The sequence below is a fragment of the Rugosibacter aromaticivorans genome (assembly GCF_000934545.1).
Classification (GTDB): Bacteria; Pseudomonadota; Gammaproteobacteria; order Burkholderiales; family Rhodocyclaceae; genus Rugosibacter; species Rugosibacter aromaticivorans.
This window is the reverse complement of record NZ_CP010554.1, coordinates 1,579,089-1,592,474: the sequence shown is the minus strand read 5'-3', so window position 1 is coordinate 1,592,474 and position 13,386 is coordinate 1,579,089. Positions and strand designations below refer to the sequence as shown.

The window sequence follows — 13,386 nt, the reverse complement described above, 5'->3', positions numbered from 1 at the left end:
GACCAACGGCGGGTTTTTTAATGCGCGTGTTTGTGTTGGCTTTTACCATTGGCGTCTGGCTTGTGCAGCAGCAGGCGGAACTTGTTGCATGGCCGTGGCTTGCGGCAGGCGGCGCGGTAGCATTGCCGATGCTGATGATGGTGCATGTCTTGCGCGTATGGGGAAAGTCGGCGCTGGTGGGACGCTGCGCAGCGAGTATCCCTGGGGTGCGGCAGTTTGTGATCATCACGCCGCTGCTGATCGCGGGTTTTGCGCTTGGTTTCTTGTGGGCCTCGGCCTGCGCTTATTGGCGTTTGGCAGAGGCCTTGCCAGCAGTCAATGAAGGGCGGGATATCGAAGTCGTTGGTGTGGTCAGTGCCTTGCCGCAGCAAATCGAACGCGGCATGCGTTTTGAGTTTGATGTGGAAAGTGCTGCCGCCAGCGTGCCTCAGCATATCTCGCTGGCCTGGTATCGCGGGCGGGCGGACGATGAGGCGGAGGATGTTCCAACCATGCCGCTGCACGCTGGCGAGCGCTGGCGTTTCACGGTACGGTTGAAGCGCCCGCATGGCAACGTGAATCCGCAGGGGTTTGATTACGAGGCATGGCTTTTCGAGCGCGGCATACGCGCGACAGGCTATGTGCGACCGCATAGTGCAACACGCCTGAATGCGGCTGTCTGGCGGCAGGGTTACGCCGTCGAAATGCTGCGGGAACGGATACGTGAACGCTTTCAATCGGCATTGCCCGATGCATCGTATGCAGGAATTTTGATTGCATTGGCGATTGGTGATCAGCAGTCGATTGCACCGACTCTCTGGCAGCAGTTTGCTAAAACCGGCATTACGCATCTGATGAGCATTTCCGGCCTGCATGTGACGATGTTTGCCGGGCTGTTTTATTGGTTGGTCGGCTGGTTGTGGCGTCGCTCGGCTGTGTTGCCTTTGCATTTGCCCGCGCAAAAAGCGGCTGCTCTCGGTGGCTTTATTGCAGCTTTGATTTATAGCCTGCTGGCGGGGTTTGCTGTGCCTGCACAGCGCACGCTTTACATGCTGGGCGTGGTGGCGCTGGCGCGGTTGCTTAACCGTGAAGTGGCGGCCTCGCGTGTGTTGGCGCTGGCTTTGCTGGTGGTGTTGATTCTCGACCCGTGGGCGGTGCTGGCAGCGGGTTTCTGGCTGTCGTTCGGCGCTGTGGCTTTGCTGTTCTATATTGGTAGCGGGCGGCTGGGCGCAGCGCACTGGTTGGCTGAATGGGGTCGCGCGCAATGGGCGGTGACGCTGGGCATGTTGCCTGCGCTACTCGCGCTGTTCCAGCAATTCTCGCTGGTCTCGCCGCTGGCCAATGCGGTGGCGATTCCGCTGGTCAGTTTCGTCATTACGCCGCTGGCGCTGGCCGGTGTGTTGCCGTTTCTCGATCCGCTGCTATGGCTGGCGAATTTCATCACGACCGGATTGATGCGCTTCATTGACTGGCTGGCCGTTCTGCCAATGGCGACTTGGCAGCAGGCTGCGCCGCCTGCGTGGGCCATATTGCTGGCGCTGGGCGGTGGTGTCTGGTTGTTGTTGCCGCGCGGCTTTCCGGCACGCTGGCTGGGTTTGCTGACTTTTTTGCCGTTGCTGATCATTACCCCGCCACGCCCGCCGCTGGGCGAAGCCGAGGTGGTGGTGCTGGATGTGGGTCAAGGCCTGGCGATTCATGTACAGACAGCCACGCATGATTTGCTGTTTGACACTGGTCCGACATTTTCGGCGGAAGCCGATAGCGGCAACCGCATTATCGTGCCGTATTTGCGTGCGATCGGCGTGCGGCGGCTGGATGAACTCATTGTCAGCCATGCCGATAACGACCATTCGGGCGGGGCAGAATCTATTCTGGCAGCGGTTCCGGTGAGTCTGTTGCGGGCGTCCTTACCTGCGGCGCATCCGCTGTGGAATCACACGCTGCCAAACGCGCCTTGTCGGGCGGGGGACGCCTGGGATTGGGATGGTGTTCACTTTTTGATTCTGCACCCGGCCGCTACCAATGCGGCGACGAAAAGCAATGCGGTAGCTTGTGTGCTGGCGATTGATGCCCATGGGCGACGCGTGTTGATTACCTCGGATATCGAGGCCGCGCAAGAGTCGGCGCTGGTGACACGGCAGGCTGGGGACGGCAACGCGTCACGGCTTGCTGCCGAAGTATTGATTGTGCCGCATCATGGCAGCCGCACCTCGTCCACAGACGCTTTTGTTGCTGCCGTGGGCGCAAAAGAGGCGATCTTTCCCGTGGGCTACCGCAACCGGTTTGGGCATCCCAAGGCAGAGATTGTGGCGCGCTATGAACACAGCGGGGCGCATTTGCATCGCACGGACGCAGATGGTGCGGTCGCTGTGCATCTGACACCCGGTGGGGTGCGTATTGACCATGCGCGGACTTTGCGGCGACGTTATTGGCAATCCATGCCAAGCATAACAGCAACAGAATGACCTTATTTGCCAGTCTCTATTACGGTAGGCTGGCTTGACATGAAATTCGCGAACGTCCGTCAGAGCACTCGGCATGATGATTTCTTTTGGATGCCTACTGATTCTTGGCATGCTGCTGGTGACGCTTCCGTTGCAAGCGTTTGCAGCGGTGAGCCGGTGTGCTTGCGCGCCGCATCCTGCGGGTGTATCCATGGATATGGATCATCACCTGGAGCTTCATGGGGGAATTAGCGCGGAAAATCATCTGGCGGGCGAAGCACAACATGCGTCACATGGTGCGCATCATCAACACAAAACCTCATGTGTTTCTGTTTCATGCGTGGCTTGCTCGTTCTTCTATGCGAGCCTCGCCCTCACAGCCGATACCGCAACAGTCAATCCTGCATGGGTGCATAGCGTTGGTTTTGCCGCGTTATCACTGCTGCATTCTTCAGCGTTTGTGGATTTGCTTGAGAGGCCACGGCGAGGCATCCTCATGTAATGACAACGTATTTGGCGAAGGTTTTTTTAAACACCCCTCACCACGATGGCGTCTGACATGTGACCCAGCGTGGTGCTTTTTCTGGGCGGGCTCGGGTTATCCGGCTGCGCACACCAGCATTCACTGGCGTGGACAACGCGTGCCCAACGGCCTGGATGGTGTATCAGGGTTTGATTCAGTCTGGCAAGACCTTCGTCCACGAGTTTGTGGCGCGGCAGCCCGGTACGTTCATGTACCACCCGCAGGGTACTGTTGCTTATGAGGTTGCGGGATGTTATCTGAGCCCGTACGCGCTTCATCTGGCAGCGGACAATCCATGTCGCGCGCGCAAGAGAAGGCGGCTGATATTGAGGTTCAGGTGCGTAAACCTGCGGCTAAAAGTCGGCATAGCGGGCATCATGAGTAATGGGTGAGTGGTCAGTGGTGAGAGGTGAGGTTGTTTGCGCGTTTCGGATACACTTACTCGGCACGCTCAGTGGATGCCCGCAATCGTTTTGGATAGCTTAGGGCTGATGCGGAGGGGTGTTTATTTAATTTAATTTAGGGGGAGTACAAAAATGGTTATTGCGGTGCTATGTGTTGCGTTATTAGGTTTTCTGGTGATTGGTCTTGGTTTCGTTGTTTCCATGACGCGAGGGTCAACAAAAACCATGTACGGTTACACCGTCGACCCGGCTGACCGGTTGTATAAGGCGATTCGCGCGCATGGCAACACCACAGAGTATGTGCCAATGCTTGCGGTGCTGATTTTGACGCTGGGCATGCTCAACCCCGCCCCATGGATGATGTGGTGTATGGGTCTGGTCACGCTGTCACGCTTTATCTTTGTGTTTGGCATTGTTCTCCCGCCTACCATGGCGCAGCCCAGTAAATGAGCCTATCCGAATTTTTGTGTGTAAGGCATATTCATCAGTTCGAGAAAGGAACGAGATATGCCCGAGCAACAAACGAAACCCAAGAAGCTGAGCATGGTTCAGCAATCCATTGAGGATGCGCGCAACGCGCCTGCGTTTACGCCCGAGATGCAGGCACAGCTGGACACACTGGTCAGCGCACCGATGACCGGCAGCGAGGTCAACGACCTCACCGCACGCCTGAAACGCGCGATCATCGAGCGCGCGCTGGCTGCTGAGATGAGCCTGCATCTGGGCTACGCACCCGGCGAAGACAAGCCCGCAGGCGTTGCCAACCATCGCAACGGCAGCAGCGGCAAGACGCTCCTCACCGACACCGGCCCGCTCAGGATCGACATCCCGCGCGACCGCAGCGGCGCGTTCGAACCCCTGATCGTCCCCAAGCATGGCCGCCGCTACGAAGGCTTTGATGACTTGATCCTGTCGATGTATGCACGCGGCATGAGCACGCGCGACATCCGCGCGCACCTGACCGAGATGTATCACGTCGAGGTGTCGCCGGATTTCATCAGCACCGTGACCGATGAAGTCATGGCCGAAGTCTCTGCCTGGCAGGCCCGACCGCTGGAGCCGATGTACCCCGTGATCTTCTTCGACGCGTTGCGGGTCAAGATCCGCGACGACGGCCTGGTCAGGAACAAGGCGGTCTATCTTGCGCTGGGCATCCTGCCCGACGGCAGCCGCGACATTCTCGGGCTGTGGATCGAACACACCGAAGGGGCCAAGTTCTGGCTCAAGGTCTTCAACGACTTGAAGACGCGCGGCGTGGAGGACGTGCTGATCGCCGTTTCCGATGGTCTGAAAGGGATTCCAGAGGCGCTTGCTGCGGCGTATCCGGAAGCCGTCCTGCAAACCTGCATCGTGCACTTGATCCGCAACAGCCTGGACTATGCCAGTTGGAAGGATCGCAAAGCCGTCGCAGCGGCGCTGCGTCCGATCTACACCGCGACGAGCGCAGACGCCGCAGAAGTCGCGCTGACGGCGTTCGCGCAATCCGAATGGGGAACGAAACTGCCGCATGTCGCTGCGGCCTGGCGGCGTGCATGGGACTACGTGACGCCATTCTTTGCGTTCCCGCCCGAGATTCGGCGGGTGATTTACACCACCAATGCCATCGAATCGGTCAACGCGCGCATCCGCAAGGCGATCAAGACACGCGGGCATTTCCCCAACGACGAGGCGGCGACCAAGCTGATCTGGCTGGCGCTGAGAAACATCACCAAGGAATGGGCAATGCCGGTGTTTCACTGGAAAGCCGCGATGGTGCAATTCGCCATCCAGTTCGGGGATCGCTTTACGAAACGTGTCGCGTAAAATCAGGCAGCAATCAATGAAACATCAACCGCCTTGCACACAAAATTCAGGACACTCCCCAGTAAATTGCGCTTTATCGGCTCTTTGGGCACGTATCTGTTTGGTATTGTGCTGTGTTTGGCGCTGTTAATGAAAGTGTACCCAGCCTTGATGGCGCTACAGCAGGCATCGTAACTGTGAGCAGGCGGTTCGTTCGCTAAAAAACCCGATGCTCACGGTGTCTTAAACTGGGAGGCGAAGAGGTCACGCAGGGTATAATTCGCCTCTCTGATTTTTGCTGAGATTTTGTTTCTGCTATGGCTGAATTCCTTGCGCTGCGCGGCAATGCCGCTTTTTCGGCTTCCCGGCTTGCCCGCCTGCAGCAGTCTTTACGCAAGGCCAGCCCCAAGCTTACTTTAGCGGCTGAGCACTGGTATTTCATTGATCTCTCGTCTCCGCTGAACACGCCTGAAACGACGCGCTTAAAAGAGTTGCTCGACATCAGTTCGGTGGCACGCGGGCATATATCGGGTGAATTGCAATTGGTTACCCCTCGCCTTGGCACCATTTCACCGTGGAGCACGAAGGCGACTGACATCGCACGGAATTGCGGGTTTTCCCAAGTGCAGCGCATCGAGCGCGGCACGGCGTTTTATGTCAGCGGGGTGAAAGACGAAAAGTCGGCGCTGGTGATACGGCACAGTCTGCATGATCGGATGACAGAATCCGTCTTGACAACACTGGATCAAGCACAGGCACTGTTTGGGCAGATTCCACCGCAACCGCTCACGATAGTCGACACGCTGTCCGGTGGCCGGGATGCGCTTGTGGCGGCCAACCTCTCGCTTGGGCTGGCCTTGTCTGAGGATGAAATTGAGTATTTGCTGGATAACTTTGCCAAGCTGGGCCGCAATCCAACCGATGTTGAGCTGATGATGTTCGCTCAGGCAAATTCTGAACATTGTCGGCACAAGATTTTCAATGCGACATGGACTGTGGATGGCGAGGCGCAGCCATTGTCACTCTTTGGCATGATTCGCGAAACACATAAAGCGCATCCTGCGGGCACGATCGTGGCGTATTCCGACAATGCCGCCATTCTTGAAGGGGCATCCATTCGCCGTTTCATGCCAGAAGCCGATGGCAGCTATATCTGGCGCGAAGAGATGACGCATTTTCTGGCCAAGGTTGAGACGCATAATCATCCCACGGCCATTTCGCCTTTTCCTGGTGCTGCAACCGGCTCGGGCGGTGAAATTCGTGACGAAGGCGCGACAGGTCGCGGGTCAAAACCCAAGGCTGGGGTGGTGGGTTTTTCTGTGTCCGATTTACGCATACCCGGCTATAGTCAGCCGTGGGAATCAGACTATGGCAGACCCGATCGCATTGCCTCCGCTTTAGACATCATGATCGAAGGCCCGCTGGGTGCGGCAGCCTTTAATAATGAATTCGGCAGGCCCAATCTGGCAGGGTATTTCCGCACCTTCGAGCAACAATTTGGCGACGAGGTACGCGGCTATCACAAGCCCATCATGCTAGCTGGCGGTGTGGGCAACATTGCTGATCGGGATGCGTTCAAAATCCAATTTCCAGCGGGCACCCTGCTCATTCAACTTGGGGGCCCGGGCATGCCGATCGGGCTGGGTGGCGGGGCGGCCTCGTCCATGACGACCGGCAGCAACTCGGCTGACCTTGATTTTGCTTCTGTACAGCGGGGTAACCCGGAAATGCAGCGGCGCGCACAGGAAGTCATTGATCGGTGCTGGCAAATGGGCGAAGCGAACCCGGTGCTTGCCATTCACGACGTCGGTGCAGGTGGCTTATCCAATGCACTGCCTGAGCTGGCGCATGATGCAGGCTGTGGTGCCGTGTTTGATCTGCGCGCCGTGCAAACTGAAGCGCCTGGCATGAGCCCGCGCGAAATTTGGAGCAACGAAGCGCAAGAGCGTTACGTGCTCGCCGTGGCACCGGCGCGGCTGGATGAATTCCGCGCCCTGTGTGAACGTGAGCGTTGCCCGTTTGCTGTACTTGGCGTAGCCACCAAGGATGGCCATCTTGCCGTGACGGATGCGCATTTTGATAATCGTCCTGTTGATATGCCGTTAGAAGTACTGCTCGGTAAACCCCCACGCATGCATCGAGAGACCAGCCGTCATGTGGTGCATATGCCCGCCCTGGATCTGGCAGCGATTGACCTGAGTGAGGCTGCGCACCGTGTATTGCGCTTGCCAAGCGTGGCCTCGAAAAGCTTTCTAATCACCATTGGCGATCGTTCAGTCGGTGGGATGACAGCCCGCGACCAGATGGTGGGGCCATGGCAAGTGCCCGTGGCTGATGTGGCCGTGACCACCATGGGTTATGACACCAACCGTGGTGAATGCTTTGCGCTAGGCGAACGTACACCACTGGCTTTGCTGGATGGCCCGGCCTCCGGACGGATGGCTATTGGGGAGGCATTAACCAATCTGGCGGCAGCTGATGTGGGCGATATTTCTCGCATTAAGTTGTCAGCCAACTGGATGGCGGCGGCGGGTCATGGGCATGAGGATGCGGTGCTGTTCGATACAGTCAAGGCTGTCGCACTCGATTTTTGTCCTGCGCTGGGTGTGGCCATACCGGTGGGCAAGGATTCCTTATCCATGCGCACGCAATGGAAAGCGTCTGACGAGGCAGGCAGCGCGGAAAAATCAAACGAGAAAAAAGCGAGCGAGAAAAAATCAGATGAACATAAACAAGTCATCTCGCCCGTGTCGTTAATCATCACCGCATTCGCGCCGGTGGATGATGTGCGCCGCACCTTGACGCCTGAGCTGCGGCGCGATGCAGAGGTGGGTGAAACAGAGCTCTTGCTGATTGATTTGGGCGAGGGACGCAATCGGCTGGGAGGTTCTGCCTTGGCGCAAGTCTATGGCGTCAGTGGCGATGTGGCACCGGACGTCGATGCAGCCTTGCTCAAAGCGTTTTTTAATTCGATTCAAAAGCTCAATCGCGACGGAAAAATTCTGGCCTACCACGATCGATCCGATGGTGGCTTATGGGCGGCCGTGTGTGAGATGAGCTTTGCTTCGCATGTAGGGGTTTCGCTCAACAGTGATGCACTGTGTTTTGACGCGTTAATGAATGATGTCGATGGCATGGAACGTCGACCGGATATGCTTGCCGGCCGGACGCAGGATAAATTATTGGCAGCCTTGTTTAACGAGGAACTCGGTGCTGTGCTGCAGATTCGCCACACCGATCGCTCCGCTGTCATGACTGTTCTGCGTGAAGCAGGGCTTAGTCGTGTGGTGCATTTCATTGGCCATACCAATACCAGTGATGAAGTGCGCGTCTGGCGTAATGCCAAACGCGTGTTTTCTGCGCCACGTCACGAGTTACAACGCGTTTGGAGCGAAGTGAGCTTCCAGATTGCGCAATTGCGTGACGATGCGATGTGCGCCGAAGAGGAGTTTTCTGCGTTGCTGGATCGTGATGATCCTGGCTTGACTGCTCAGACTACGTTTGACCTTGAGGCGCCCTTTGTGGTAACTGGTGCCCGCCCGAAAATGGCGATTTTGCGTGAGCAGGGCGTGAATGGGCACGTGGAAATGGCCGCTGCCTTTGATCGCGCGGGTTTTTCGACATTCGACGTGCATATGTCGGATTTACAGGCAGGACGCGTCAAGCTAGCTGACTTCAAGGGATTGGTTGCGTGTGGTGGTTTTTCGTATGGTGATGTACTTGGCGCGGGGCAAGGCTGGGCTAAATCGATATTGTTCAACAGTCAGCTACGCGACGAGTTTTCGACATTTTTCGCACGCAAAGACAGTTTTTCTCTGGGCGTGTGTAATGGCTGCCAGATGATGGCGCATTTGGCCCCAATTATTCCAGGCGCTGAAGATTGGCCAACATTCCAGCGCAATCGCAGCGAGCAGTTTGAGGCACGTTTGGTGATGGTGGACATTCCCCCGTCGCCCTCGATTTTCCTGGCTGGCATGGCGGGATCGCAATTGCCTGTGGTGGTGTCGCATGGCGAAGGACGCGCCGTGCATGCAGATAATAAAAAGTTGGAAAAGTCGGCTATGGCACTACGGTACATTGATAACCGTGGCGCGGTGGCTTCGATCTATCCGTTTAATCCGAATGGCTCGCCTGAAGGATTAGCGGGGGTGACCACGGCAGATGGCCGCTTTACGATCATGATGCCGCATCCGGAACGTGTCGTTCGTGCAGCACAGATGTCATGGCATCCGCGTGACTGGGAAACGCGTTATGCAGGCGCTTCGCCGTGGATGAATTTATTTCACAACGCGCGTCGCTGGCTGGGATAACCGTTTAGCGAGAAAGCCGTCAGGCGGCAGTCGCCTGACGGCTTTTGATGGCGATAGAAAAACCAATGCCCACTAGCGTAATGAGCAAGCTGCCCATCAATATGATGGGTGGAATGCCAACCTGTTCCACGACGCGTGATGCGGCATAAATGCCGACAGACTGCCCCACAAAGAAGATCGAGACAGTGAGTGATATTGCCAAACCACGCGCTGTCTCGGTGATGGCCGTAGCGCGCGTCAGAATAGTGCTATGCAGCAGATACATGCCAAAACCGGCACCGGTCATCACGGGGATAGCAAAAAACCAGACGGGTACAAGATAAAGAAGTATGAGGCTCATCGCGACTGAACCGCTACCCAGCAAAGCTAGATTACCGACTGAAAAATGACTTATGAGGCGTCTTGCGTTGGATGAATAAACCAGCCCTCCAGCGCCATATGCCATGAGCGCCAAACTTGCCTTGGTCATGCTAATGTCAAAGTGCGTGTGTAAATACAGGGGAAGAAACGCAAGCACTGAAAATACCGCCATCCCTTCAAAACAGATGGCTGCAAAAACGGGCCACGCTTTGGGCGATTGCACCACGGCAAACAGATCGCGTGCAACGGAAAAAAATGGATTGCCTTGAGGCGCGGCTGGTCGTGGGGGTGCGGTAGTGCTAATGATCTTCGCTTGACGCAACAGTAGCCCGCCAAACGCAAGATAGATGAGTGCTAGCGCAGCAAACGCCCAGCGCCAGCCCAATGTATCGACAAACAATCCCCCCAGGACTTGCCCCGAAACCATCCCCAGAATTTGCCCGCTAATAAACCTAGCGAGCATGGGCTGACGTTGGGTTAAGGGCACACGATCAGAAATCCACGCGACACCCACAGCGATGATGCCCGCTGAAAAAGCGCCTGTAAGGGCACGCGATACAACCAGCCAGCCATAGGAAGGGGACAGTCCGCAAGCAATTGAGCCAAGTGTACATGCCAGGGTGGAATAGGCGACAAGATGATAGCGATCGACGCGGTCGCCCAGCGGGCCAAAAACCAGCTGGAAAACGCTGTAAGCGACAACAAATGCGGTGATAACACGTGCTGCACTGCTGATGCCGACATTAAAACTCGCGGCCAATACCGGTAAAAAAGGATCGCAGACACGAAACGATGCGGCGCTGGCGAAAGCGGCGCCCGCCAGTATCAGCACTGCGCGGTCCAGATCGCTATCACTATCAGTAGCAGAGGTTGATAACATAAAAAATATTGGAGTGAATTTATTTTTTGGTCTTGGCATGCGATAAAAGCAATGGACGGAATAAACGTGTCAGCACGGGCATGACAAGCCATGTCATGACGGCAATTATCAAGGCAGTAAATGAAGCAATTTGCAACAAAAATGGCCAGCCAGAAATTAATGGCGCGATAGTGACTTGCAAAAGCACAACGGTTGGGAAAATGCCTACCCATGAAATCAGCGCCATTTTCAGTCGCGATGGTGTTTTGACGCCAGGGATCGCCGCAGGAGAAAACCAGGCCTCAAAACCCGAGAGCAAACGGTATTCAGGATCACCTTCGGCAACATCGCCCAAGCGCTGGAGCCATTGGGCGTGGGCTACAGAAGCATCCCAGACGTCGAGGTCTTTTTGGCTTGCCCAGCGGATGATGAATTGATATTCGTCCAGGGGCGTTGCCGGATGTATGATTTCAGCACCCAGAAAGCCGCTGTAATTTTGCATTTCGATAAACATGCCGCGTACTAAAGCTTCGAAAGCCGAACCGCAATTTGGCTTTGCTCGCCGGCGAACGATCCGTCGGACAGGCTGGGCTTCTGAGTTATTTTTCATGTGCGTGCCCCTTGTGCCGCAGTTGAATGTGATGGCAGGAGGTTGTTCTGCAGGAATTGTTCAGCGAGATTTACTTCGGGAAATAAAAAACGGGAGCCGGAGCCCCCGTTTTTTAGATTGAATAAGCGGCTTATTCAACCTTGGCTTTGGCACGCAGTTCGTCCAGATGTTTCTGAATCAAACCTTGTTGCATCTGCTGAGCGATTTGTCCTTTGGCTTCTTCAAAAGCCGGAATTTTGGTATCACGCGTATCGTCAAGCTGGATAACGTGCCAGCCAAAATCACTCTTGACAGGGACAAGCGTGTACTTACCTTTTTCAAGTTTGGTCATGGCGTCAGAGAATGGCTTAACGAAAGCTGCCGGGCTCGCCCAGCCAAGATCGCCGCCACGTTCTTTGGAGCCAGGATCCTTCGACTGTTTAGCAAGGTCATCAAATTTTTCGCCTTTTTTCAGCTTTTCGATAATCGCCTTGGCGTCTTCTTCTTTATCAACAAGAATGTGGCGCGCCTTGTATTCCTTGTTACCCAGGCGGGTTTTCAGATCGTCATATTCTTTCTTGATTTGGTCGTCGCCAATCGGATGACGTTTGACATAGTCCTTCAGGTAAGCACCAATCAAGACGCCCTGACGCGCCATATCCATTTGAGCTTGCACTTCGGAATTCTTGTCCAAACCTTTTTTGACCGCTTCTTGCGACAGGATTTCACGACGTACCAGCTCTTCTTTAACGGCGTTACGCAGTTCTGGCGAGTCAGGCTGGCCTTGTGCAACCTGGGCTGAGATCAGCATGTCAGCACGGCTCTTGGGAACTGCTTGGCCATTGACGGTAACGAAAGCCGACGCTGATTTTTCACCAGCACCTTTTTTAGCGGCATAAACGGTAGCACTGCTTGCCACAGAAGTCGCCAGGGCAATCAGAAGGGCATAACGGAGCGTGTGATTCATCGTAGTTCCTGAATTAGGTTAAAGGGTTGCTGCAGTGAAATTGAAATGTGTGATTCGTCAGGATTCGTCAGGGGGAAACGCATTAATGCTCAATGCATGAATTTCCCGCTTCATCAGGGATCCGAGCGCATCATACACCAAGCGGTGTTTTTGCATTGTATTGCAGCCGGTAAAGCGAGAGGAAACAATGTTCAATCGATAGTGGCCACCACCGCTACGCGCACCGAGGTGTCCGGCGTGTAGCGCTGAATCGTCGATCACCGTCAGTTCTGTTGGCTCTAAAGTAGCAAGCCGTTCGCGCATCATGTCTATAACGCTCATGGTTTGGGTATAACCTGGCGGAAAGGTTTGACAATCACTTTTTCGAAAACACCGGCAGTGACAAAGGGATCTGTGTCTGACCACTCTTGGGCTGCGGCAAGCGAATCAAATTCGGCAATGATCAGGCTGCCAAAAAAGCCGGCAATTTGACGATCAGGACTGTCTTTCGCGAGGCAGGGGCCAGCCAGTACGATTTTATCCCCTGCGGCTTCAATTTTATCCAGATGCGCCATATGTGCAGCATGTGCGGTGCGCCGTGGCTCTGCGCTATTGGGTGCATCGTAAGCCATGATGACATAAAGCATTATGAGTTCTCCTGTGGTATATATTTGGCGAGCAGCAGCCCTTGGACAATGATAAATAGAAACATCAACCCCATGCCGCCAAAAAGTTTGAAGTTAACCCAGATGGCGGTACTGAAGTTGAATGCCACGTAGAGGTTGAGTGCACCCATGACAGCAAAAAAGGTTGCCCAGGCGTAGTTCAACCTTGCCCACAGTAAAGCGGGCAGTTGCATCTGTTGCTCAAGCATTGCACGGATCAGGTTGCGATTAAAGAAGCGGGCTGAGATTAGCAAAGTGATAGTGAATAGCCAATCAAACAGGGTGGGCTTCCATTTAATGAAAGTTTCGTCGTGCAATATGAGCGTCATTCCACCAAAGACGGTAACTAGCACAAGACTAACCCACAGCATGGTATCGACTTGACGATGGCGAAACCAAACCCAGGCGACTTGCGCTAAGGTGCCCAGAATCACTACACCTGTTGCCACATAGATATCAAAAAATTTGAACGCAATGAAAAACAGGAATATTGGAAAAAGGTCGAAGAGAAATTTCATGACAGAA

Annotated in this window: 11 protein-coding genes and 1 pseudogene; 6 read left to right on the top strand and 6 right to left on the bottom strand. The window is 55.1% G+C overall.

The annotated features are described in order from the left end of the window. The first annotated feature begins 20 nt into the window (after positions 1–20). From PG1C_RS07940 to purL, 6 genes and pseudogenes are all read left to right on the top strand, one after another. Positions 21–2,444, top strand: a complete 2,424-nt coding sequence (locus PG1C_RS07940) for a DNA internalization-related competence protein ComEC/Rec2 (protein WP_202634293.1) — start codon at positions 21–23, stop codon at positions 2,442–2,444. Positions 2,445–2,517: 73 nt separating this feature from the next. Continuing rightward, a complete protein-coding gene (locus tag PG1C_RS07935) occupies positions 2,518–2,925 on the top strand; it encodes a hypothetical protein (protein ID WP_202634292.1) in 408 nt (135 codons plus the stop codon). A 112-nt stretch (positions 2,926–3,037) separates the two neighbouring features. Then, a pseudogene (locus tag PG1C_RS14850) lies at positions 3,038–3,171 on the top strand (multicopper oxidase domain-containing protein); the annotation flags it as partial. A gap of 311 nt (positions 3,172–3,482) precedes the next feature. Then, complete coding sequence (locus PG1C_RS07930) at positions 3,483–3,800, top strand: MAPEG family protein (RefSeq protein WP_202634291.1); 318 nt, start codon at positions 3,483–3,485, stop codon at positions 3,798–3,800. A gap of 147 nt (positions 3,801–3,947) precedes the next feature. Beyond that, complete coding sequence (locus tag PG1C_RS07925) at positions 3,948–5,153, top strand: IS256 family transposase (protein WP_414629203.1); 1,206 nt, start codon at positions 3,948–3,950, stop codon at positions 5,151–5,153. 296 nt (positions 5,154–5,449) lie between these two features. After that, positions 5,450–9,442 carry a phosphoribosylformylglycinamidine synthase gene (gene purL, locus PG1C_RS07920; RefSeq protein ID WP_202634290.1) on the top strand — a complete coding sequence of 1,331 codons (3,993 nt, stop codon included), beginning with the start codon at positions 5,450–5,452 and terminating at the stop codon, positions 9,440–9,442. 19 nt (positions 9,443–9,461) lie between these two features. Here purL and PG1C_RS07915 read toward each other — a convergent pair whose 3' ends face one another. The 6 genes from PG1C_RS07915 to PG1C_RS07890 all read right to left on the bottom strand — a co-directional run bounded on the left by PG1C_RS07915 (position 9,462) and on the right by PG1C_RS07890 (position 13,379). Then, complete coding sequence (locus PG1C_RS07915) at positions 9,462–10,682, bottom strand: MFS transporter (RefSeq protein WP_202634289.1); 1,221 nt, start codon at positions 10,680–10,682, stop codon at positions 9,462–9,464. 19 nt (positions 10,683–10,701) lie between these two features. Continuing rightward, on the bottom strand, positions 10,702–11,271 hold the full coding sequence (locus tag PG1C_RS07910) for an antibiotic biosynthesis monooxygenase (protein ID WP_202634288.1): 570 nt from the start codon (positions 11,269–11,271) through the stop codon (positions 10,702–10,704). 130 nt (positions 11,272–11,401) lie between these two features. Beyond that, positions 11,402–12,217, bottom strand: a complete 816-nt coding sequence (locus PG1C_RS07905) for a peptidylprolyl isomerase (RefSeq protein WP_202634287.1) — start codon at positions 12,215–12,217, stop codon at positions 11,402–11,404. Between the two features lie 57 nt (positions 12,218–12,274). Next, complete coding sequence (locus tag PG1C_RS07900; protein ID WP_202634286.1) at positions 12,275–12,538, bottom strand: BolA family protein; 264 nt, start codon at positions 12,536–12,538, stop codon at positions 12,275–12,277. Next, entirely contained in the window at positions 12,535–12,843 is a 309-nt protein-coding gene (locus PG1C_RS07895) for a YciI family protein (RefSeq protein WP_202634285.1), read from the bottom strand. The genes PG1C_RS07900 and PG1C_RS07895 overlap by 4 nt, the downstream gene beginning before the upstream one ends. Next, positions 12,843–13,379 (bottom strand): septation protein A, encoded by a 537-nt coding sequence (locus PG1C_RS07890; protein WP_202634284.1) that lies wholly within the window; start codon positions 13,377–13,379, stop codon positions 12,843–12,845. The genes PG1C_RS07895 and PG1C_RS07890 overlap by 1 nt, the downstream gene beginning before the upstream one ends. Between the last annotated feature and the right edge of the window lie 7 nt (positions 13,380–13,386).

Coding starts and splice junctions, on each gene's coding strand:
- PG1C_RS07940 (WP_202634293.1), top strand. CDS start 21: ATGCGCGTGTTTGTGTTGGCTTTTACCATTGGCGTCTGGCTTGTGCAG.
- PG1C_RS07935 (WP_202634292.1), top strand. CDS start 2,518: ATGATGATTTCTTTTGGATGCCTACTGATTCTTGGCATGCTGCTGGTG.
- PG1C_RS07930 (WP_202634291.1), top strand. CDS start 3,483: ATGGTTATTGCGGTGCTATGTGTTGCGTTATTAGGTTTTCTGGTGATT.
- PG1C_RS07925 (WP_414629203.1), top strand. CDS start 3,948: ATGCAGGCACAGCTGGACACACTGGTCAGCGCACCGATGACCGGCAGC.
- purL (WP_202634290.1), top strand. CDS start 5,450: ATGGCTGAATTCCTTGCGCTGCGCGGCAATGCCGCTTTTTCGGCTTCC.
- PG1C_RS07915 (WP_202634289.1), bottom strand. CDS start 10,682: ATGTTATCAACCTCTGCTACTGATAGTGATAGCGATCTGGACCGCGCA.
- PG1C_RS07910 (WP_202634288.1), bottom strand. CDS start 11,271: ATGAAAAATAACTCAGAAGCCCAGCCTGTCCGACGGATCGTTCGCCGG.
- PG1C_RS07905 (WP_202634287.1), bottom strand. CDS start 12,217: ATGAATCACACGCTCCGTTATGCCCTTCTGATTGCCCTGGCGACTTCT.
- PG1C_RS07900 (WP_202634286.1), bottom strand. CDS start 12,538: ATGAGCGTTATAGACATGATGCGCGAACGGCTTGCTACTTTAGAGCCA.
- PG1C_RS07895 (WP_202634285.1), bottom strand. CDS start 12,843: ATGCTTTATGTCATCATGGCTTACGATGCACCCAATAGCGCAGAGCCA.
- PG1C_RS07890 (WP_202634284.1), bottom strand. CDS start 13,379: ATGAAATTTCTCTTCGACCTTTTTCCAATATTCCTGTTTTTCATTGCG.